Raw genomic sequence first — 21,424 nt, forward strand, 5'->3', positions numbered from 1 at the left:
GGCGGCGCCGGCCTGCGCAAGCTGCTGGTGGAGACCGCGGTCGAGCAGCGCGAGGCCGCGGTGCTGGATGCGGTGCGCGCCGAGGTGGCCAAGGCGCTGGAGTTCGCCTCGCCGGAGGATGTGGACGTCAGCCTGCCGCTGCAGGACATCGGCATCGACTCGCTCACCGCCGTGCTGCTGCGCAATCAGCTCTCGGACATGACCGGTCTGGCGCTGCCCGCCAAGATCGCCTTTGACCATCCCAACCTGCGGGCGCTGAGCCAGTTCCTGCTGGAGAAGCTGACCGAGGCGGGACTGGAAAGCCAGGAAGCCCCGGCCGAGACCGCCGCGGCGCCCCGGGAGGCGGCCGGCGGCCGCCGCCTGGACGACCGCGTGGCGCGGCGCGGCTACCTGGAGCCGGAATTGCAGTTCGATAACGTGGTGACGCTGGAAGCGGAGCCGGAAGCCGTCTTCGTCACCGGCTCCACCGGCTTTGTCGGCGCCTTCCTGCTGCACGAACTGTTGCGCGCCAACGTCATCGCCTACTGCCTGGTGCGGGCCGACGATGCCGAGAAGGCCATGGCGCGGCAGGTGGAGATCCTGCAGAAGTACGATCTCTGGCAGCCGGAATACGCGGCCCTGCTCAATCCGGTGGTGGGCGACCTGACCCAGCCGCTGTTCGGCCTGTCCGAGCACGAGTTCGATCAGTTGGCGAATCAGGTGGACGCCATCTGCCACTCGGGCGCGCTGGTCGATTGGATGCTGCCGCTGGACAACTATCTGGCGCCCAACGTGGTCGGCACGCACGAGGTGCTGCGGCTGGCCTCGCGCGGGCGCGGCAAGACGGTGCACTTCGTCTCGACCGCCGCCACGCTGCCGCGCTACCTGGGCTACGAGGTGTCCAAGGACGAACGCGAATACGGCTACCTCAGCTCCAAGTACATGGCCGAACAGATGGTGGCGGCGGCGCGCTGGCGCGGGGCCAAGGCCTCGATCTACCGCCTGCCGTTCGTCGGCGCCAGTTCCACCACGGGCCATTTCCGGCTCGATCGCGGCGACTTCCTGCACAACCTGATCTCGGGCTGCATCGCCATGGGCAGCTTCCCGCTGCTGGGGTCGGACATCGGCGGCGTGCTGCCGGTGGACTACCTGGCCGGGGTCATCGCCCAGGTCATGACCCGCGACCAGGCCCGCATCGGCCAGGACTACGACTTCGCCAACCCGCAGGCGCCTGGCTTCAACAGCCTGGTGCAGCACATCCGCGGCGCGGGCGCGCAGGTCGGCAGCGTGCCGTTCGAGCAGTGGAAGGACGACGCGCTGGCGTATGCGCAGGCCAACCCCAAGAGCGCCATCGCGCGCATCGCGGCGGTGCTGGACGGCCTGGGCGTGCAGAGCGACCTGGAGCAGATGTTCGACGGCTTCCCGGTGGGCCGGCAGGTGTTCGGCGGCGAGGTCTATCCCTGCCCGCCGGTCGATGCCAGGCATGTCCAGCCCTACGTGGACCGGATCCTGGCCGCGATGCCCGCCGTCCGGCAGGCGCAGGAGTTGGCGCCGGTATCGCAGCCGGCTTGAGCCAGTTCGACCCGTCGCCGGGGCGGCGCCAGCCAGGCGCCGCCCGCCGGGCGGCGTTCTCAAACCGATTTCCACGACCCGTGGAGGATTTGAATGACTACCCTCGAATTGCAAGAGCAACCGCAAACCGCCGCGCCGCAAGCAGCCCAGGGCACCGGCATCTGGCAGAAGACCGGCACCTTCCTGAACGAGGCGGCCGGCGTGCACGCCCGCCATCTGGTGCGCGTGCTGGACCGCTACACGGTCGATGCGGCCGCCGTGGCCTCGCGCCTGCCGCCCAACCGCGTCCTGAACACCTGCTGCTTCTATCCCGAGCACCAGCCCACCCAGGTCATCCAGATGAATGTGGATGCCGATCTGGCCAGCAAGCTGCGGCGCGAGCTGCGCCTGCAGGCCAAGGTGGCGGGCAGCTTCTCGGACACGTCGGTGGGTACGTATTTCCCGCTGTCGACCATGTTCGAGAACAGCGCCCTGTTCATTCCCTCGGCCAAGCGCTTCTATGACGACAACCAGGACAAGGTCATGGAGCACTTCCCGCAGGCGGCCACCACCGTGGTCAACGCCTTCGTGGTGCCGGCGGGCAAGAAGCCCTATGGCACCCATTCGGCCAGCGGCATCGCCCTGCAGATCCCGTCGCTGGTCAAGAAGGGGCTGGGCTTTCCCAAGCATTACAAGAGCTTCCACACCGCCCTGACGCCCACGCCGATCACGCGCCAGCCGTTCGTCATCTTCGAGGACGCCGAGGTCGAGGCGCCCAACCTGAATTTCGTCTACATGAAGATGCTGGACATGGACCTGGAGCCCGAGGAAAAGGCGGCCATCGACAAGGCCCTGTACCTGTACACCGAAGGACTGCTGTCGGAAATCGACCTGCCCACGGTGCGCGACTTCCTGATGGCCAAGTATTGGGAGAAGAAATACGCCGACAAGCCCTCGTCCGGGTGGTTCTGCGATTCCAAGGTGGGTCAGGCGCTGTTCTTCGACAACTATCGGGCGCACGCCGACAGCACCTTGCCGCAGGCCACCGAGGACCGCGTCACCATCGACTTCCGCTGCTTCTCCAAGGTGGAGTATCCGGCCGGTATGACCAGCGGGCTGGACTTCATCGTCGATCCCAAGGAACGCGCCTACCAGACCAAGCGAAAGCGCGCCGGCATCGAGTTCCTGCTGACCGCGCTGGGTTACCACGATATCGACGAGTTCCTGAAGATGATCTTCGGCTCGCCCTACGGCCACATCAATCCGTTCGAGCTGCTGACCGACCTGCAGTTCGGCGTCTACAACAAGACCCGCCATCATCTGCTCGACCAGAACCTGGACGCGCACTACGAGCGGGTCGAACGCCTGTACGAGCAGATCGAGCGGGACGGCGAGTATGTGTTGCCGGAGCGGGCGCGCCAGTGCCTGGCGGCGATGGCGGGGAGCTGACGATGGCGGATACCGCGCAAGACCCGGCCTTCGCGGCCATCCTGGAAAAGTACTGCGCCATCACGCGGGTGCCGTATGACGCTTTCACCCGCGCGTTCCTGGGGCGCTGCCAATCGTTCTCGGTCAAGGCCAATGGCGCCGTCTACAAGTACTACCGACGCGGCGCCGGGCCGACCGTGGTGCTGGCGCACGGCATCCACAGCCACCTGGGCAGCATGGTGCCGCTGGCCGAACAATTGCTGGACCTGGGCTACGAAGTGGTGCTGTTCGACATGCCGGCGCATGGCGAGGCCGCCGGCAGCGGCACCGACCCGGTGCAGGTGCGCGACTTCATCCGCAAGGTCTGCGCCCGGCTGGGCGAGATCCACGCGGTGGTCAGCCATTCGCTGGGGGGCTTGTGGGCGCTGTCGGCCATGCATCAGGGGTTCCGCGCCGACGCCTTTGTCTCGATCGCGACGCCGTCGAGCACGCGCTTCCTGGTCGAGAAGTTCGTGCAGCTCAACCAGCTCGACAGCGATATCGAGGCCCGGTTGTGCGCCGAGCTGGAGCGGCGCCATGGCGCCGCGTTGTGGACCGACTATGCGCCGCGCCATATCGTCGGCACGCTGGACCTGCCCGGCCTGGTGATCCACGGCGCGCGGGACGACTTCGTGCCGCCGGCGCACGCGCAGGAACTGGCCGATGCGTGGCCCCAAGCCACGCTGGAGATCGTCGATGGCGCGGGCCATTTCGAGATCCTGGGCCTGGGCGCCGTCGGCAAGCGGGTCGGGGCCTATCTGCGCGAGGTGCCGGTGGCCGCCGCGGCATGAGCGGCTCGCCCCGGCGCCGGCGGGCCGGGGCTTTTTTTCCATAAAACGCTTTTGACAGGACTTGGGATCACAGATGAAACACGCAACGCAAGTCGAAACCCTGCGGAAGATGTTCAAACTGCGCGAAGTGGACCGCGACGAAGACATGCTGGGCCGGGTGGTGCAGGTGCCGGCCAGCGTCTATATGGACGAGGGCGTGCTGCAGCGCGAACTCGACACGGCTTTCCGCGACTATCCGCTGGTGGTGGGCGCGTCGACCCAGGTGCGCGAACCCGGGTCATATCTGCTCAGTCCCTGGGACCGGCTGCCGTTCGTGGTGGTGCGCGACAAGGGCGGCGCGCTGCGCGCCTTCCTGAACGTGTGCCGTCATCGCGGCGCGCGCCTGGTGTCCGGCAACGAGACAGAACTGAAGTTCTTCACCTGTCCGTTTCACGGCTGGGTCTATGGCCTGGACGGCGAGCTGAAGGGCGTGACCAAGCCCTATAACTTTCCCGATCTGGACTGCCAGCAGCACAAGCTGGTGGAGCTGACCGTGACCGAGCACATGGGGCTGGTCTGGCTGCATCCCACGCCGGGCGCCAGCATCGATCTGGATGCCAGCCTGGGCGCCGACATGAGCGAGGAGATCGCCGGCTTCAAGCTCGACGAGCTGGTCCTGCACAGCCGCAAGGTCAGCACCCTGAACGCCAACTGGAAGCTGCTGCTCAAGACCTACCTGGAGCGCTACCACGTGCCGATCCTGCACAAGCACACCATCGGCCCGGTGTTCGAGAAAGGGGTGATCGCGCATTTCGAGCACGGCCTGCACATCCGCATCGCCGCGGCCAAGACCAACCTGATGGAGGCGGCCGCCAACGATCCGCAGTCCTGGCGCATCCTGGACTACGCCTCGGTGTTCTACACGCTGTTCCCCAATACCTTTCTCATCAACCACGCCAATATCGTGTCGCTCAATTCCTTCTATCCGATCGCGCCCGACAAGACCATCTGGACCCACGACATGCTCTACCGCGAGGCCGACTATGCCGGCGAGGAAGGGCAGGCGACGCTGGCACAGCGCTTCGGCAACATCGACGCGGTGTTCCACCGCGAGGACTTCGGCATTGTCGAAGGGGTGCAGGCCGGGCTGCGCTGCGGCGCCAATCCGCAGCACACGCTGGGGCTGGAGGAAGGGTTGCTGGGCATGTTCCAGCACAACATTGACCGCGTGACCGGCTGACGGAGCGGTTGCCATGACCGGCATCGACTGGGTCTTCGTGTCCGGCATCGCCGCCATCCTGCTGACCCCCGGCCCCACCAACACCTTGCTGGCCGCGGCCGGGCTGGCGCGCGGCTGGCGCTGCTGCGCGCCGCTGGTGGGGGCCGAACTGGCGGGCTATCTGGCCGGCATCAGCGCCTGGGGCCTGTTCCTGGCCTCGGTCCAGCCGGCCTATCCGTGGATCGGCATCCTGGTGCGCGTGGCCAGCAGCGCGTACCTGGCCTATGTGGCCGTGAAGGTCTGGTGCTCCGCGGGCCTGGACCTGGCGGGAGGCCGCCAACCGATCGGCGCGGGGGCGTTGTTCGTCGCCACCCTGCTCAATCCCAAGGGACTGGTGTTCGCCTCCGCATGGTTTCCGGCGCGTGCCTTTGAGCACATGCCGGCCTATCTGACGGCGCTGGCGCAGTTCAGTTGCGTGCTGGTGCCGATCGCCTTCATCTGGGTCCGGTTCGGCGCGGCATTGGCGGGGCGTCGCGCCGGCGTGATCAACCCCGCAAGACTGCAACGCGCCGCCGCGCTGGTAATCGGGGTATTCTCTGTATCGATTGTTGGGTCCGCCGTTCGCTTGTCTCTGCTACCAGGATAAAACAACGTATGACGACTGAAAACAAGCTCTCCGCCGTTGCCGCCGCCGATACGGGCGCCGCGCGCAAGCCGCGCAAGAAGCCCATCGCCGCCCGGGCCATCGGCGCCGTGTTCGGCATTGCCGGCACCGTGGCGCCGGGCGCCACCGCCAAGGTGGTGCAGAAGCTGCTGTTCACGCCGGCGCGGCTCAAGCCGTCCGAGCCTGGATGCAGCGTACTGGCCCAGGCGCGCGCCGAACCGCATCAGATCGACGGCCAGACCGTTTATTACTACGCCTGGGGCGACAGCGGCCCGCGCGTGCTGCTGGTGCACGGCTGGGGCGGCGATGCCGCGCAGATGACGGCCTATGTCGAGCCGCTGCGCCAGCGCGGCTACCAGGTCGTCGCCATCGATATGCCGGCGCATGGGCGTTCGAGCGGCAAGCAGGCCTCGGTGCGCCACTTCGAGCCCTGCGTGGCCCATGCGGCCCAGGCCTTTGGGCCGTTCCACGGCGTGATCGCGCATTCGCTGGGCGCGGCCGCCGTCACCTTCGCCCTGTCGCGCGGCTTTGGCGCCGAACGCGCGGTGTTCCTGGGCCCGGTCAGCCGCTATGACAGCGTCTGGGACTATTCGCGGCGCATGATGAACCTGCCGCCCAAGGTCATGCCGCTGGTGCTCCAGCGCGCGCAGGACTGGCTCGGCATCACCTTTCCCGAAATGGAACCGGCGCGGCTGGCACCGGCCATGGCGACGCCGCTGTTGATCATGCACGACCGCGGCGACCGCGAAAGTCCCTACGAAGACGCCGCGGTGCTGGCCCAGGCCTGGCCGGGCGCCGAACTGGTGACCACCGAGAAGCTGGGCCACACCCGCGCGTTGCGCGATCCGGCGCGGGTGGCGCAGGTGGTGGACTTTATCGCGCAATAGGGCGGCGCCGCGCTACGCCAGCACCAAGCTCAGCAACACCAGCGCCAGCAGGGCCACGTAGACCCGCGCGTGCAGCCGGTCGGGAATGCGCGGGATCCACGGCGCCGCCAGCCGGATGCCCGCCAGCGCGCCGAGCGCCAGCGTGGCGAAGGCCAGCAGGTCGACATAACCGATGATCCAGGGCGCCAGCGGCGCTGGCAACGTGCGCGCCGCCGCCATGTAGGCGAGCGTGCCGACCAGGGCTACCGGCAGCGTCAGCGGATTGGCCATGGCCGCGGCCTTGGCCATGGGCAGGCCGCGGCGGCGCAGCAGCGGCACCGTCATCACGCTGCCTCCCACGCCCAGGAACGTGGCGACCACGCCGATCACCACGCCGCCACCGACTACCACGCCCCGGCCCAGCGGGCGCGCCGCCTGAGCCTGTGGGCGCGCCATGAAGCCCTGGCGCAACAGGCAATCGAGCAGGGTGACGGCCAGGTAGGCGATGAAGGCGTCGCGCACCAGCTCGCCGCTGGCGCGGGTGGCGGCCCAGGCGCCCAGCAGCGCGCCGGCGGCAATGAAGGCCGCCAGCGGCCAGACATAAGCGCGCACCAGGTTGCCGGCGCGCAGGTGCCGGCGGGTCGCGGCCAGCGAGTTGACGATCATCACGCAGGTCGAGGTCGCCACCGCGATATGCATCGCCGCCTGGCCGATGGGGTCATCGGCGCCGTGCGTGGCGCGCAGCACGCCATACAGCACCGGCACCACCACGAAGCCGCCACCGAAGCCGAACAGCACGGTGGTCACGCCGCTCAAGGCCCCGAACAGCGCCAGAGTCACATACAGCATCGCAAACATCCTTGAAGGGGAAAACGCCACGATAGGATGGCGCGCGCTGGCTGGCTTTCGAGGATTGGACAATAATGTTCGTGTTTCGGCCAAACCCGCCGCCATGCGCAATACCCACATCGACCCGCACGACCGCCTCGACCGCGCCGTGGTCGCCATCGGCAACGACTATGCGCCCGGCGCCTTGCTGCCGGCGCATACGCACCGCCGCGCGCAGCTGTTATACGGCGCCACCGGTGTCATGCACGTGGCCACGCGCGACGGCAACTGGGTGGTGCCGCCGCAGCGCGCGGTGTGGATTCCCGCCGGCGTGGCGCATCAGGTGCGCATGCAGGACGTCAGCACCCGCAGCGCCTATATCGAGCCGGGCGCGGCGCGCGCCGGCGCGCGCGTCTGCGAAGTGGTCGAGGTCTCGCCATTGCTGCGCCAGTTGCTGCTGGCGGCGGTGGACATGCCGGCGCGCTACGACCGCGCCGGCCGCGACGGCGCGCTGGCCGCGCTGCTGCTGCACGAGGTGACGCGCGCGCCGGTGCTGCCGCTGCACATCCCGCTGCCGCGCGACAAGCGCCTGGCGCCGCTGTGCCGCGCCTTCCTGGCCGCGCCCGACGTGCGCCAGTCGCCGCTGGCCTGGGCCGCGCGCCTGCACATGAGCCCGCGCACGTTCAGCCGCCATTTCCGCCAGCAGACCGGCATGGCGTTCGCGGCCTGGCGCCAGCGCGCCTGCGTGGTGCTGGCATTGGCGCGGCTGGCCGCAGGCACGCCGGTCACGGCGATCGCGCTGGATTTCGGCTATCAGAGTCCGGCGGCCTTCTCGACCATGTTCCGGCGCGTGTTGGGACGGCCGCCCACGGGGTACCTGCAAGCGACCCACTGAGCGCCGGCCGCGGCGTGGCTCGCCCTCAGGCGGCGCCGGCGCCGTACCACAGCACGGCGAAGAAATGACAGGCCGTGCCGCCGAGTACGAACAGATGCCAGACGAAGTGGCTGTATCGCCAGCGGTTGTCGCACACGAAAAACACCACGCCGCCGGTATAGGCCAGACCGCCCGCCACCAGCCACCACAGGCCGCCTTCGGGCACCGCCTGCAGCAAGGGCTTGACTGCGATCACCACCAGCCAGCCCATGGCCAGGTAGAGCCCGGTGGAGATGGCCGGCCGGTCCAGGCGCCTGCTGACTTTCAGGCCCACGCCCAGCAGCGCCAGCCCCCAGACCAGCCCGAACAGCGTCCAGCCCCAGGGCCCGCGCAAGGCGCCGAGCGCGAACGGCGTGTAGGTGCCGGCGATCAGCAGATAGATGGCCGAATGGTCGAGCAGGTTGAACAGGCGCTTGGCGCGGTTGTCGGGCAGCGCGTGGTAGAGCGTCGAGGCCAGGTACAGCAGGCACATGCTGGCGGCGAACACGGCGGTGCCGGCAATGAAGGCGGCATCGCCGCGGCGCGTGGCGGCGACGATCAGGATCGGGGCCGCGGCCAGCGCGCCGGCCGCGCCCAGTCCATGACTGATGGTATTGGCGATTTCCTCGCCCGGGGTCTGGCGGCGGTCGTTCGGGAACATGGCTTGTCGCGGCCTGCAATGAACATGGAACCTGGGATTGCAACCTTAAGGTTTTTGCGCGGCCGCCTCAAGCCGCCGCCAGGGCGCGGGGCGGAAACGCTTGATCTGTGGCAAACCCGGGCCAGGTTGGTTTGCGCGAAAAGCTGCGGGGACAAGTTACTGTGTGATACATTTCACACGCTCAATCAGCCGCCCGCAGAGGCGGCGCGACGCGTTATCGAAGGGCAACGCATCCGGCGGGCCCGCACAGACTCTCAAGGGGAGGCGCTTCTATGATTCCGGCAATCGGCCTGATGGTTGGGGCATACATCGTCACGCGCATGACCGCGACACTGACGCAACCCGGCACCAGCAAGGTCGTCAAAGTCCTTGCCATCATCACGATCGTGGTGGCGCTGGTGTCCTGCCTGGAGCTGCTGACCAGCAGCGCGGCGATTTCCTCCGGCCGTTTCTGAGCCGGACTGCTCCAGGTGTCCGCCCGCAGGCGGGTGCCAGCGGGCCGCGCTGCGGCCAGGCACCTGCCAAATGCCGCCGTGGAGTCACACAGCGTTTACAGGCCCAAACCATGGCGCGCAGTTTCGCTCATCTGTTTTTCAATGCCGCGAAGAAGCTGGGCAGGATCCAGCGCGCGGCATTGCGCATGGCAGCGCCCCAGCAGGCCCGCCAGCGCGCCGCGTCGGCGCGCCAGGCCGCCGCGCGGCGTGGCGCGGTCCATCCCGCCGGCGCGGGCGCGCCCAACCTGGGCGGCGGCCGCTGGGAGGCCACGCGGCAATTTTCCGACGCCCATGGCCGGCGCCTGAGCTTCGCCCGCTATACCCCGCCAGCGGCGCCGCGCCAGGGCATGCCGCTGGTGGTGATGCTGCACGGCTGCCGCCAGACCGCGCTGGCCTTCGCGCGCGGCTCGCGCATGAATCAATGGGCCGACGCCGGCGGCTTCATGGTGCTGTATCCGCAGCAGTCCATGACGCGCCAGGTGCAGCGCTGCTGGCGCTGGTTTCAGCCCGACGCGCAGCACGGCGGCGGCGAGGCCGATTTGATCGCCGCGCTGATTCGCGCCGAGGTCGCGCGGCACGGGCTCGATCCGCAGCGCGTCTACATCGCCGGCCTGTCGGCGGGCGCCGGCATGGCGGCGCTGGTGGCGCTGCGCCATCCGGCGCTGATCGCGGCGCTGGCCATGCATTCGGGACCGGTGGTGGGCGATGCGCACACCGCCGCGGCCGGGCTGCACGCCATGCGGCGCGGCTCGCTCAAGCCGGTGCTGCCGTTGCTACGGGACGTGGCCGATGCGGCGGTGTTCCGGCTGGGCATGCCCGCCATGATCCTGCACGGGCAGATGGATCCGGCGGTGGCGCCGCGCAACGCCCGGCAGTTGTTCGAGCAGTTCCGCGCTGTCAATGGCCTGGCCGAGGACGAACCGACGGTCGAGCGGGTGCTGGGCCTGGGCACCGAAAGAGCCTACCGGCGCGTCGACATGCTGCGCAACCGCAAGGCGGTATTGCGCCTGTGCGAGATCAGCCGCATCGAACATGCCTGGAGCGGCGGCGACGCCGCGGTGCGCTACCACGCGCGCGGCGGCCCCGATGCGTCGGCACTGATCTGGCGCTTCTTCCAGGGGCATCGGCGCCTGCCGGCGTAAGGGCCGGCCAGGGCGCGATTGGTCGGAAAAAATATATGCAGATGTCGCCATGGCCGCCCGCCGCGCCTGCCGTGGCGGCGCTAACATCGCGTCATGTGCGGCGATCCGGCGCCACCTCAGGGGCCGGCCGGCAATGCTTTTTCGGAACTGATCATCATGTCCCTGTCCTTGTACCAGGCCTCGGTGCCTGTCTTCATCCGCGGCCTGAGCGTGCTGGCCGCGCTGCTGGAAAAAGGCGCGGCCCACGCGGCCGCCAACGGCATCGATCCGGCCACGCTGGTCAACGCCCGGCTGGCGCCCGATATGTATCCGCTGTCGGGCCAGGTGCAACGCGCCAGCGATGCGTCCAAGTTCGCCGTGCAGCGCCTGTCGCTGGTCGAGTCGCCCAAATTCCCCGACGAGGAAACCACCTTCGAGCAACTGCAAAAGCGCGTGGCCGACACCATCGCCTATCTGCGCGCGGTGCCGGCCAGCGCGCTCGATGGCGCCGAAGCGCGCAGCATCACGCTCAGCTTCGGTGAATTCAAGCCGCAATTCCAGGGCGACGCCTATCTGCTGACGTTCGCGCTGCCCAACTTCTACTTCCACGTCACCACCGCCTACGACATCCTGCGCCACGTCGGCGTGCCGATCGGCAAGCTGGATTTCCTGGGCCCGTATCCGGGCTGACCGGCGCGGCGGGGCGCGCGCCCGCCCTGGCCGGCGGGCGCTGGCGTTCAGCCCGGTTTGTTGGCCGGATCGCCGCAGCCTTCCATCGGACCCATCTTGGCCATGTTCGCCTGGATTTCCTCGGGCGTCAGGTCTTCCTTGTGGGTGGCGATGGACCAGCGGTGGCCGAACGGGTCCACTACCTGGCCATAGCGGTCGCCCCAGAACATGTCGGCCGCCGGCAGGGTGACCTGGGCGCCGGCCGCCACCGCCTGCTGCATCGCGGCATCGACATCCTGCACGTACAGGTGCAGCGTCACCGGCGTGCCCTTGAGCGCCTTGGGCCCCAGGCTGCCCCACTCGGGAAAATCGTCCATCAGCATCATCACCGAATCGCCGATGCGGATGGCCGCGTGCATGATCTTGCCGCCGGGGCCGGGCAGGCGCGCCAGTTCCTGCGCGTCGAAGGCCTTGCGATAGAACGCAATGGCGTCCGAGGCGCCTTCGCACACGATGTGCGGGGTCAAGGTGTGCATGCCGTCGGGAATCGCCTGCTTTGCGGGGGTAGCCATGATGTGTCTCCGAAAATCCTGGATGAAGGTTGGGTCTTGGGGGAGGGCGGCGCGCCAACCAGCCTGCCCGTCCTTTCCCACGACGAATGGCGGCCGCCGCAATCGACAGGCCGCCTCGTTTTTTTTACTGGGGGCGGGCGGTTTTGCCGACCAGCGTGGCAAAGCCGCCCCAGCACATGCGCTTGAAGTCGAACACGCCTTCGCACGACATGCTGTTCAGGCGCGGATCGGCCATGACCTTGGCATTGATGCGGTCGCGTTCCGCCTTGCTGGCGAACGCGATCCACGAGAACACCACGGTCTCGCCCGCGCGCGCGCCGGCCGCGGCGCTGAACGAAGCGAAGCCCTCGCCGTCGATGTCGTCCGCCACGCATTCGCGGAACTCCAGCGCGCCGTGTTCCAGCCAGATCGAGCCGGCCAGCTCGGCCATTTTGCGATAGGCCTCGATGTTGGCCTGGGGCACGCTCAACAGGTAACCGTCTATGTACTGTTCCATCTGATGCTCCTTGACTTCGTGTTGTTGTGTGGACCGGCGCGGAACCCGCATTCGCGCGTCGGCAGATGTCACTGTATCGGGATCGGCGGCGCTTTCAGATAGGCGTTTGCGACATTCTTGAGGGTGGATTGCGACAGGCCGCAAGCGTATGCTTGGCGGCATGAAAAACATCGCCTTTCTGCTGCCCAGCGGCGCCAACATTGCTTCGCTGGAAACCGCCCGGCACGGCTTCCTGGTGGCCAATGAATACCTGGCCGCGCAGGGCCGGCCGCCGCGCTTCAATGTGCGCACGCTGGCCGCCACGCGTCAGGTCAGCCTGGATGAAGGCCGCATCACGGTGCAGGCCGACCTGGTGCTGGACGAAGCGCGCGATATCGACATCTGCATTGCGCCGCCGTTGCTGGGCGCGGTGTCCGACGCGGTGCTGTCCAATCGCGAATTGATCGCCTGGCTGGCCCGCCATTACCGTGGCGGCGGCGAAGTCGCCAGCCTGTGCCTGGGCGCGGCGCTGCTGGCCGCCGGCGGCCTGCTCGATGGCCAGCAGGCGGTGGTGCATTGGGCGGCGCGCAACCTGTACGCCAGCATGTTCCCGTCGGTGGACTGGAGCTGCGACCGCGTGGTCCAGTCCGGCAACGGCATCTACACCAGCGGCGGCGCTTTCTCGGCCGCGCACCTGGTGCTGCACCTGATCGAGAAATACACCGACCGCGACACCGCCATCTGGTGCGCCAAGTACTTCCAGCTCGATTGGAGCCGCCAGAGCCAGCTGCCGTTCTCGGTGTTCATGGGCCACAAGTCGCACGCCGACCAGGTGGTGCGCGCGGTGCAGGAGTACATCGAAAGCCGCTACACCGAGAAGATCACGGTCGAGGACCTGGCCGACCGCCACGCCCTGGGCCGCCGCACGCTGGAACGGCGCTTTCGTCAGGCCACCGGCAACAGCATCGTCGAATACGTGCAGCGGGTGCGCGTCGAGGCCGCCAAGAAGCGCCTCGAAAGTTCGCGCAAGAGCGTGGCCGAGGTGATGTACGAGGTCGGCTACAACGACACCAAGGCCTTTCGCGACCTTTTCAACAAGTATTGCGGCATGTCGCCGGTGGGCTATCGCGAACGCTACCAGTAGCGCCCGCCCGGACGCGCGCCATGGCCGGCGTGGCAGGGCGCGCGGCCTTTCAGCCACGGCGGCGGCGGAATGCCAGCCAGGCGACGACCGCGGTGAACGCCGCCACCAGCACGCAGATGATCCAGAAACCATGGTGGTCGGCCGATAGCGGAATGCCGCCCACATTCATGCCGAACAGGCCGGCCATGATATTGATGGGCAGCGCCAGCACCGTCACCAAGGTCAGCGTGAAGAGCGTGCGGTTGTTCTGTTCATCGAGCCGCGCCGTCATTTCCTCCTGCAGCAGCTTGATGCGTTCGACCAGGCCGGCCATGTCGCCCAGCACCACCGAGAATTCCTCGGTCGATTCGCGCAGTTCCTGCACGTCGCGCGGACGCAGCCACGCCGGCGGACGCGCCAGCAGGCGGAACACCGAGCCAGGTTCCGGCGCCAGCATGCGCTGCAGGCGCACCAGCACGCGCCGGGTGGCCGCCAGATCGAGCCGGCCCGGGCCGCCGCGCGCGGCCAGGAAGTGGTCCTCGATGTCATCGACATCGACGCTGGCCTTGCGCACGATCTCCATCATCAGGTCGGCCTGGTCGCGCATCAGGTGGGTCAACAACTCGGCTGGCGAACCGAATGGCTCGCCCCGCCGCACATGCTCGCGCAGGCGGTCCAGCGAACGCAGCGGCTTGCGCCGCAGCGTGACCAGCAGCTTGCGATGGGCGCAGGCCCACAGCGTCGAGACCTGCGCCGGGGTGCGGTCGAAATCGAAGATCACGTCGTTGAACACCGCCACCAGCGTGCCCTCGTGCTGCTCGATGCGGGTCGAATGGGCGTGCCCGCCCAGCATGCCGATGAAGGTGTCGGGCAGGTCCAGGTGCGCCTGCAGCCAGCGTACGCAGCCGGCCTGCGACAGGTTCAGGTGCAGCCACAGGAAGGCGTCCTCGTCGTCGCCGTCACTGGCGCAGGCTTCGGCGGCGCGCGCCAGCAGGCCGGCGACCGCGGGCGCGGCGATCTCGGCGGCGGGGCCGCCGTCGGCGAAGCGGAACGCGCAGATCAGGCCGGAGATATCGGTTTGGTAGTCGGCCGCTGCCGCTGGGGTGGTCATGATGCGCGATGGTGACGCGCTAATGTGACCGTTCTGCGACAGGGCGGGCGTGGGGCCACGCTTGACGGGCGGGCGGTCTATAACGTATCGTTTTGCGCTGTTATTAGGCCAAGATTGTCATGCACTCCCGTTTCGACCAGTTCCGCGCCACCCCCCTGGGCCAGCAGCTCGAGGCGCTCATCGACGACCCCGCGCGCTATCCCGAATACGCGGCGCTGTCGCGGGTCGGCGTGGCCGCCGTTGCCGCCATCGCCGACGACATCCAGGAAAGATTCCCCGAGGTGGCGCACGACACGACCGCGCGCCAGTTCTGCGGCGCGCTGGTGGCCGACCGCATGCGGCGCCACGGCCACGAGGTGGTGCAGGCGCGCGGCCGTATCGGCGGCGCGGTCTTCAGCTATGGCGCGGTGTTCAGCGCGCGGCCCGTGGTGCTGCCGTTCGCCGAGGTCATCGCCAGCCTGGCGCGCATGCCGGAAGCGCTGGCCGCGCGCATGGCGGCCATCGACCCGGCCTGGCGCTGCCGGCGGCCCGCCGGCAGCGGTTTTTCGATGACCGAGCATGTTTGTCACCTGCGCGACCTGGACAGCGTCTTCGCGCAGCGCATCGACGCCATCCGCACCGCGCCGCTGCCCGTCATCGCTTCGGTTGACGGCACCGCCCTTGCGGCCGAGCGCGCCTACCAGGAGCAGAACCCCGAACTCGCCCTGGCCGCGTTCCGCCGCGGCCGCCAGCGCCTGTGCGCCACGCTGCGCCAGCTCGATGCGGCCGCGCTGGCCCGCTGCGGCCTGCGCGATGGCCTGCACCGCATGACCCTGGATCAGATCGTGCGTGAACTGCTCGACCACGACCGCACCCACTGCCTGGAGCTGGAGGAACTGGCCGCCGAACTGGCGCAGGAGGCCGGGCCGGCGGGCGCCGGCAATCCCGCCGCCTGACGCCATGGGGCGGACAATGCCGCGCCGGTTGCGCGGGATCGGCATGGGCGGGCGCGCCGCCGGCCTCAGTCGGGAATCTGCGGCTCGACCAGCCGCATCAGCTGGGCCAGCGATTCCTGCCAACCCAGATAGCACATCTCCGGCGGAATCACCGCCGGAATGTTCTCCTGCACCACCGTCATCTCGGTGCCGCAGGACACCTTGCGCAGCGTGATGGTGGTCTGCATCCGGCCAGGCAGGTTCGGATCGTCGAATTCGTCGCTGTAGCGGATCTTCGCGCCCGGCACCAATTCCAGGTATTCGCCGCCGAAGCCGTGGGCGTGGCCGGTGCCGAAATTGCGGAACGCCATGCGGTGCCGGCCGCCGACTTTGGCGTCCAGTTCGAAGACTTCGCAGGTGAAGCCGTAGGGCGGCAACCAACGCGCCACGGCGTCCGGTTCCAGGAAAGCGCGGTACACGGTGTCGGGCGCAGCGCGCAGCACGCGATGCAGGGTCACAGTGCCAGTCGTCATGATGAATCCACCTTTGAAGGGAAGTTGGGCGTACAGGGACGACGTTCGAGCTTCCCCCGGATCGACAAGGGCGGCATGGGGACAAACCCTAAGGGGCGTTCGCCGCGCCTCAAGCGATCTCCCGTAGCAGCACGTCCTCATAGAACGCGCCGATCGGCAGCGTGCGGTCGCGCACCTGGATCTCCAGCACCCAGATGCCATCGGCCGGCACGAATTCAGCCTGCGCCAGCCGGTGCCTGCCGTACAGCGCGTGCGGAAAATCCGCCACCCGGTGGCCCGGCACCTCGCGCACCAGCTCGCACCCATAATCGCGCGCGTAGGCCTCGGCGCGGTCGTACAGGGCCGCGCCGGTCAGCCCCCGCAGCCAGTCCTCGCGCGTGCGCCGGAACACCTGGCGCGCGGCTTCGGCGCAGCGCTGGTGGTCGGCATCCGCGCCCAGCACGAAGGTGTCGCCATAGTCGCCCTCATAGCCGTCCCATACCGGGCCGATATCCACCACGAATACGTCATCGTCGCGCAGCCGGCGCTGGAAGTCGGTGGGCTGCACCGCTGGCGACTGCGAGTCGGGGCCGAAGCGCACGTAGGTCGGATGCCAGTTGTGCGAGGCGCCCATGCGGCGCAGGTGGGCGTCGGCGGCCATGACCGCCTCGCGCGTGGTCATGCCGGGCCGCAGCAGCGCGGCGATCTCGCGCACCGCATCGCGTGAACGGCGGCGCGCGTCGAGGATGCCGTCCAGGCTGAAGCGCTGGCCGACCTGTTCCCAAGGATGGGCCGGGGCCGGCGCGACGCGCTTGCCAGGCAGGTCCCGCGCCGGCACGAAGGCCTCGGACACGAAGCAGTCCGGCGGCAGGCCGGCCGCGCACAACCGGTCGCGCGCCGCGCGTACCATGGCCGGGTTGCCACAGGCGTAGGCGACCGTGCGCGGCCAGTCATGGTCCGCTGCCAGGGCGGCGTCCTGCACGTGCCAGGCGGGCGCGGCGGCGGCCCGCGACAGCACCGCCTGCCATTGGAAACCGCTGTGCTTGCCCTGCAAGGCGTTGAGCAGCGGGCCCGCGTAGCAGTCGTCCGCGTCGCGGCCGCCCCAGTAGAGCGTGACGCGCTTGATGCGCGGGTCCTGCAATGCCGCCATCATGATCGGGTGGACGCCGGCATAGCCGGTGCCCGTGGCCAGCAGCACCAGGGATTCGACCGCCCCGGGCCAGCCTTGCGCCGGCCAGACACAGGCGCCATGCGGACCCGCCAGGGTCAGCGTGTCGCCGGGCATCAGGCGCGGCAGCACCCGTTCGGTGAATCCGCCGCCGGGCATGCGCCGGATATGGAATTCGAGCCGGGTGGGGCCGGCCGCGGCCGGCACGCTGGCGATGGAGAACGGACGCTCGCCGCCATCTTCCATCAGGAAGCGCACATGCTGTCCGGCCTGCCAGGTGAAGGCCCCGGCAGTGTCGTGGGGCGCCACGATCAATTGGGTCACGTCAGCGGTCAGCGGCGCCCGCGACAGCACCGTCGCCGGATAGTGGCGCGCCGTTCGCGCCGGCGCCTGCCAGTGCGGAAAGCGCAGCGTCAGGTCGCCGGCCGCGCGGCACTGGCACATCAACAATTCGTCGGCGGCGGTGACATAGGTGCGCTCGGTGGGCGGCGCGAGGCGGGCGTAGGCGCCGCCGGCGACCTGGGCGCGGCACGAACCGCACTCGCCGCGCTGGCAGGAAAACGGCACGGCCACGCCCTGGGCCAGCGCGGCCTCCAGGATCGAGGCGCTGCCATCGCTGGTGAAGCAGCCGTGCTCGAGGGTGATGGTGTGGGCGGGCGTGGACATGGCGCGATTCCGTTGGCGTGCCCGAGGGGGCGATGGGGCCAATGTAGCGATAGAATGGCCTGACGAAATAGGGCCATTTCTATGAACCAGACCAAGCCACTTTCGCGCGATGCCCGCCAGGAGGCCAGCCTGGACCTGCCAGTCGATCCGCCGCGTCCGGACGAATCCAAGCAGTCCTGGGTGTATCGGCAGATCCGCGAACGCATCCTGCGCGGCGTCCTGCCCTCGGGCGGGCGGCTGCCTTCCACCCGCAGTCTGGCGGCGCGCTGGCATGTCGCCCGTTCCACCGTCGAGGCCGCCTACGACCAGTTGCGCGGCGAAGGCTACACCGCCGGCGCGGTCGGCTCGGGCACCTATGTGGCAGCGGTCATCCCGGACAATTTCTTCCGCCACGGACTGCCGGGCGATATGGCCATGGCGCCCGCCGCGGCCGGCGCGCCGCCCGCATCGGGCCGCGCGCCGCGCTTGGCCCCGGATGGCGACCATTCGGTTCCCCCCTTGCGGCACGAACCGCCTTTCACCGCGCGCGGCGCCGACGCTTCGCTGTTTCCCATGGCGGCCTGGCGCCAGGGCCTGCAGGCCAGCGCCCGGCGGGTCACGGCGGCGCAACTGGCGCGCGAGGATCCACAGGGCTGGTATCCCCTGCGCGAACAGATCGCGCGGTATCTCGGGGCGGCGCGCGGCATTGCCTGCGATGCCGATCAGGTGGTGGTGCTGACCGGCATCCGCGACGGTCTCGACCTCAGCGCGCGCCTTTTGCTCACGCCGCGCGACAAGGTGCTGGTGGAAGATCCCGGCTATCTCAACGCCATGCCGCTGTTCAGCCAGTACACGCGGCGCGTGGTGCCGGTGGCCATCGATCCGCACGGGTTTTCGGTGGCGCGCGCTCGCCGCCATCACGGCGTCAGGCTGGTGCACGTGACGCCGGCGCACCAGTCGCCCACCGGCATCACCATGCCGGTATCGCGCCGCCTGGAGCTGCTGGACTGGGCCGCGCAGGCTGGCTGCTGGATCCTGGACGACGACTACGACAGCGAATTCAACTACGACGGCGCCCCGCTGGCGGCCCTGAAAAGCCTGGACCGCGCCGACCGCGTGATCCACTGCGGCAGCTTCAACAAGACCCTGTTCAACGCCCTGCGCATCGGCTATGCGGTGCTGCCCCGGCCGCTGGTGGCGGACTTCGCCCGCGCCCGTTACCTGACGGGGCGATCCAGCAGCATCGTCGAGCAGATGACGCTGGCGGCGTTCCTGGAGGACGGCGGCTTTGCGCGCCACGTGCGGCGGGCGCGGCCGGTCTATGCGCAGCGGCGCGACCGGGTGCTGCGCATGTTGCGCCAGGCGGTGGGCGCGGCGCCGCTGCGCGTCAGCGGCGAACAGGCGGGCTTTCACCTGGTGTGGTGGCCGCCGCCCGGCATCGACGTGGCGGCCTTGCTGGCGCGGGCGCGCACGCTGGGCCTGGGCCTGCAGCCGGTCGCGGAATTCTGCCGGCGCGTATCCTGGCCGACGGGCGTGGTGATCGGATACAGCGCGCGCCAGGAGGCGGACCTGGACCGCCTGGAGGCGCTGCTGCGGGAAGTCGCCGGCGTTTCGTAGCAAAATGCGGCATGGCGGCGCCGAGCCGCCGCTCATACCCGCTCGTTTCCAGGATTCCGCATGCCGCAACTCGATCTCTACCAGGTAGACGCCTTTTCCGCCGCGCCCTTCGGCGGCAACCCCGCCGCCGTGGTGCCGCTGGCGGCGTGGCTGCCGGACGCCACGCTGCAACGCATCGCCGAAGAGAACAACCTGTCCGAGACCGCCTACGTCGTGCGCCGCGGCGACATCCACGAGCTGCGCTGGTTCACGCCGGCGGTCGAGGTCGACCTGTGCGGCCACGCGACCCTGGCGGCCGCCTGGGTGCTGTTCGAGCAACTGGGCGCCAAAGAAGAGGTGCTGCGCTTTGCCACCCGCAGCGGCGAACTGCGGGTCAGCCGCGCCGGTGACGGGCTGGCGATGGACTTTCCCGCCAAACAGCCGGTGGCCGAAGCCATTCCCGATGGCCTGTTGCCGGCGCTGGGCCTGCCGGCGGCGCGCGCCCTGTACCGCAGCGACGACTACCTGGTCGTGATCGACGACGAAAGCCTGATCGATGGCCTCGCGCCGGACTTCGCCGCGCTGGCGAAGTTCGACGTGCGCGGGGTGGCGGTGACGGCGCCGTCCTCCCGCTACGACTTCGTGTCGCGCTGGTTCGGCCCGCGCGTCGGCGTCAACGAAGACCCGGTCACGGGGTCGGCGCATACCTCGCTGGCGCCGTACTGGGGCGAGCGGCTGGGCAAGACGCGGCTCTCCGCCGAGCAGGGCGGGGCGCGCAAGGGCCAACTGCGCTGTGAGTTACGCGACAACGGCCGCGTCATCATCAGCGGCCAGGCCGCGCTGTACCTGCGCGGCACGATCTTCCTGTGAACCTTGCCGCCATCACCGAAAACCTATCGCGGCATCAGCACTTCAAATAGGGCCATCGCGGCGCGCGCCTAGAATCTGCCGTCACGAGATCCCGGCGGGCCGAACGGCCCGCCAGCGGACGCGACCACAAGGAGACGCAGGGCAATGGATGCGGTATGGATAGTCGCCATCGGCGCGGCCGTGGCGGGGTTCGTGCAAGGCCTGTCGGGCTTTGCTTTCGGCATGGTGTCCATGTCGTTCTGGGCCTGGGTGCTGGACCCGCGGCTGGCGGCGGCGCTGGCCGTGTTCGGCGCGCTCACCGGCCAGCTGCTGGCGGTGTTCTCGGTGCGGCGCGGCTTCAACTGGGCGCTGCTGTGGCCCTTTCTGCTGGGCGGGCTGGCCGGCATTCCGCTGGGGGTGCGGATCCTGCCGCACCTGGACATGGACTGGTTCAAGGTGGTGCTGGGCGCGCTGCTGGCGCTGTGGTGTCCGGTGATGCTGATGGCGCAGCGGCTGCCGCGCATCGGCGGCAACCGCTGGGGCGACGGCGCGGTCGGCCTGGTGGGCGGCGTGCTGGGCGGCATCGGCGGCTTCGCTGGCAGCGTGCCCACGCTTTGGTGCACCTTGCGCGGCTTCAACAAGGACACGCAGCGCGCCGTGATCCAGAACTTCAACCTGTCGATGCTGGCCGTGACCATGGCCACCTACCTGGCCACCGGCATCGTCACGCGCGACATGGCGCCCATGTTCGCGGTGGTGGCGCCGGCCATGCTGATTCCCACGCTGCTGGGCACGCGCCTGTACATCGGGATCTCGGAAGTCACGTTCCGGCGGCTGGTGCTGGGGCTGCTGACGTGCTCGGGGCTGACGCTGCTGGCGTCGTCGCTGCCGCGCCTGCTGGCGCATTGACGCCGCGTTGACCCCAACGTCGCGCCACGCTATGGTCGCCTGATCATCAAATCCGGCTTGAAGATCATGACCTCCACCCGCATGCTGCCCGGCACGCGCGCGCTGCGCACTTTCGAGGCCGCCGGCCGCCTGCTGAACTTCACCCGCGCGGCGGACGAGGTCGGCCTGACCCCCGCCGCGGTCAGTTACCAGATCAAGGAAATCGAGGACCAGCTCGGCCTGGTGCTGTTCACCCGCACCAGCCGCAGCATCCAGCTGACGCCCGCCGGCGCGGAACTGCTGCGGGCCGCCACCGACGCGCTCGACGGCCTGCGGCGCGCCGTCGGCCGCGCCCGCCGCATGGCGCGC

At 69.1% G+C, this 21,424-nt stretch carries 23 protein-coding genes; 16 read left to right on the forward strand and 7 right to left on the reverse strand.

All coding sequences use genetic code 11. The features are described 5' to 3' along the window. From HV701_RS25020 to HV701_RS25045, 6 genes are all read left to right on the forward strand, one after another. On the forward strand, positions 1-1,551 hold a 1,551-nt coding region (locus tag HV701_RS25020), incomplete at its 5' end, for a thioester reductase domain-containing protein (protein WP_175135696.1). A gap of 93 nt (positions 1,552-1,644) precedes the next feature. Continuing rightward, entirely contained in the window at positions 1,645-2,979 is a 1,335-nt protein-coding gene (locus HV701_RS25025) for a hypothetical protein (protein ID WP_175135697.1), read from the forward strand. 2 nt (positions 2,980-2,981) lie between these two features. After that, on the forward strand, positions 2,982-3,788 hold the full coding sequence (locus tag HV701_RS25030; RefSeq protein WP_254595247.1) for an alpha/beta fold hydrolase: 807 nt from the start codon (positions 2,982-2,984) through the stop codon (positions 3,786-3,788). Between the two features lie 73 nt (positions 3,789-3,861). After that, positions 3,862-5,007 (forward strand): aromatic ring-hydroxylating oxygenase subunit alpha, encoded by a 1,146-nt coding sequence (locus tag HV701_RS25035; protein WP_175135699.1) that lies wholly within the window; start codon positions 3,862-3,864, stop codon positions 5,005-5,007. Between the two features lie 13 nt (positions 5,008-5,020). After that, entirely contained in the window at positions 5,021-5,632 is a 612-nt protein-coding gene (locus HV701_RS25040; RefSeq protein ID WP_175135700.1) for a LysE family translocator, read from the forward strand. An 8-nt stretch (positions 5,633-5,640) separates the two neighbouring features. After that, positions 5,641-6,537 (forward strand): alpha/beta hydrolase, encoded by an 897-nt coding sequence (locus HV701_RS25045; protein ID WP_175135701.1) that lies wholly within the window; start codon positions 5,641-5,643, stop codon positions 6,535-6,537. A gap of 12 nt (positions 6,538-6,549) precedes the next feature. On the opposite strand, the gene HV701_RS25050 is transcribed toward HV701_RS25045, so the two are convergent. Beyond that, positions 6,550-7,365 carry a sulfite exporter TauE/SafE family protein gene (locus HV701_RS25050; protein ID WP_175135702.1) on the reverse strand — a complete coding sequence of 272 codons (816 nt, stop codon included), beginning with the start codon at positions 7,363-7,365 and terminating at the stop codon, positions 6,550-6,552. 103 nt (positions 7,366-7,468) lie between these two features. On the opposite strand from HV701_RS25050, the gene HV701_RS25055 reads away from it, so the two are divergent. Beyond that, positions 7,469-8,239 (forward strand): AraC family transcriptional regulator, encoded by a 771-nt coding sequence (locus tag HV701_RS25055; RefSeq protein ID WP_175135703.1) that lies wholly within the window; start codon positions 7,469-7,471, stop codon positions 8,237-8,239. 25 nt (positions 8,240-8,264) lie between these two features. On the opposite strand, the gene trhA is transcribed toward HV701_RS25055, so the two are convergent. Then, entirely contained in the window at positions 8,265-8,918 is a 654-nt protein-coding gene (trhA, locus tag HV701_RS25060) for a PAQR family membrane homeostasis protein TrhA (RefSeq protein ID WP_175135704.1), read from the reverse strand. 272 nt (positions 8,919-9,190) lie between these two features. Here trhA and HV701_RS25065 point away from each other — a divergent pair, with 272 nt between their 5' ends. The 3 genes from HV701_RS25065 (at position 9,191) to HV701_RS25075 (ending at position 11,223) form a co-directional block, all read left to right on the forward strand. After that, on the forward strand, positions 9,191-9,373 hold the full coding sequence (locus tag HV701_RS25065; protein ID WP_175135705.1) for a hypothetical protein: 183 nt from the start codon (positions 9,191-9,193) through the stop codon (positions 9,371-9,373). 110 nt (positions 9,374-9,483) lie between these two features. Then, complete coding sequence (locus HV701_RS25070; RefSeq protein ID WP_175135706.1) at positions 9,484-10,554, forward strand: extracellular catalytic domain type 1 short-chain-length polyhydroxyalkanoate depolymerase; 1,071 nt, start codon at positions 9,484-9,486, stop codon at positions 10,552-10,554. 156 nt (positions 10,555-10,710) lie between these two features. After that, positions 10,711-11,223 (forward strand): DUF1993 domain-containing protein, encoded by a 513-nt coding sequence (locus HV701_RS25075; RefSeq protein ID WP_175135707.1) that lies wholly within the window; start codon positions 10,711-10,713, stop codon positions 11,221-11,223. A gap of 47 nt (positions 11,224-11,270) precedes the next feature. On the opposite strand, the gene HV701_RS25080 is transcribed toward HV701_RS25075, so the two are convergent. Continuing rightward, complete coding sequence (locus HV701_RS25080; protein ID WP_175135708.1) at positions 11,271-11,774, reverse strand: VOC family protein; 504 nt, start codon at positions 11,772-11,774, stop codon at positions 11,271-11,273. A gap of 124 nt (positions 11,775-11,898) precedes the next feature. Further along, complete coding sequence (locus HV701_RS25085; RefSeq protein ID WP_175135709.1) at positions 11,899-12,270, reverse strand: DUF1428 domain-containing protein; 372 nt, start codon at positions 12,268-12,270, stop codon at positions 11,899-11,901. A gap of 148 nt (positions 12,271-12,418) precedes the next feature. Between HV701_RS25085 and HV701_RS25090 the strand changes: the two genes are divergently transcribed. Continuing rightward, positions 12,419-13,393, forward strand: coding sequence for a GlxA family transcriptional regulator (locus HV701_RS25090; RefSeq protein ID WP_175135710.1), 975 nt, complete (start codon positions 12,419-12,421; stop codon positions 13,391-13,393). A 49-nt stretch (positions 13,394-13,442) separates the two neighbouring features. Here HV701_RS25090 and HV701_RS25095 read toward each other — a convergent pair whose 3' ends face one another. Next, on the reverse strand, positions 13,443-14,483 hold the full coding sequence (locus HV701_RS25095; RefSeq protein ID WP_175135711.1) for a transporter: 1,041 nt from the start codon (positions 14,481-14,483) through the stop codon (positions 13,443-13,445). A 119-nt stretch (positions 14,484-14,602) separates the two neighbouring features. Between HV701_RS25095 and HV701_RS25100 the strand changes: the two genes are divergently transcribed. After that, positions 14,603-15,418: a DinB family protein gene (locus HV701_RS25100; RefSeq protein ID WP_175135712.1), complete on the forward strand. Its 816-nt coding sequence runs from the start codon at positions 14,603-14,605 to the stop codon at positions 15,416-15,418. A gap of 65 nt (positions 15,419-15,483) precedes the next feature. Here HV701_RS25100 and HV701_RS25105 read toward each other — a convergent pair whose 3' ends face one another. Both HV701_RS25105 and HV701_RS25110 read right to left on the reverse strand, forming a co-directional pair. After that, a complete protein-coding gene (locus HV701_RS25105) occupies positions 15,484-15,930 on the reverse strand; it encodes an SRPBCC family protein (RefSeq protein WP_175135713.1) in 447 nt (148 codons plus the stop codon). 109 nt (positions 15,931-16,039) lie between these two features. Further along, on the reverse strand, positions 16,040-17,743 hold the full coding sequence (locus tag HV701_RS25110) for an NAD(P)H dependent flavin oxidoreductase family protein (RefSeq protein WP_175135714.1): 1,704 nt from the start codon (positions 17,741-17,743) through the stop codon (positions 16,040-16,042). An 81-nt stretch (positions 17,744-17,824) separates the two neighbouring features. Here HV701_RS25110 and pdxR point away from each other — a divergent pair, with 81 nt between their 5' ends. The 4 genes from pdxR to HV701_RS25130 all read left to right on the forward strand — a co-directional run. Beyond that, positions 17,825-19,339, forward strand: a complete 1,515-nt coding sequence (gene pdxR, locus HV701_RS25115) for a MocR-like pyridoxine biosynthesis transcription factor PdxR (protein WP_175135715.1) — start codon at positions 17,825-17,827, stop codon at positions 19,337-19,339. Between the two features lie 60 nt (positions 19,340-19,399). Then, positions 19,400-20,188, forward strand: a complete 789-nt coding sequence (locus HV701_RS25120; protein ID WP_175135716.1) for a PhzF family phenazine biosynthesis protein — start codon at positions 19,400-19,402, stop codon at positions 20,186-20,188. Positions 20,189-20,332: 144 nt separating this feature from the next. Beyond that, the gene (locus HV701_RS25125) at positions 20,333-21,076 is read left to right on the forward strand and encodes a sulfite exporter TauE/SafE family protein (protein WP_175135717.1); all 744 of its coding nucleotides are present in this window, start codon (positions 20,333-20,335) and stop codon (positions 21,074-21,076) included. A 66-nt stretch (positions 21,077-21,142) separates the two neighbouring features. Further along, positions 21,143-21,424, forward strand: a 282-nt coding sequence (locus HV701_RS25130) for a LysR family transcriptional regulator (protein ID WP_175135718.1), incomplete at its 3' end; no start/stop codon positions are given.

The organism is Achromobacter pulmonis (genome assembly GCF_902859765.1).
GTDB classification, from domain to species: domain Bacteria; phylum Pseudomonadota; class Gammaproteobacteria; order Burkholderiales; family Burkholderiaceae_B; genus Achromobacter; species Achromobacter pulmonis.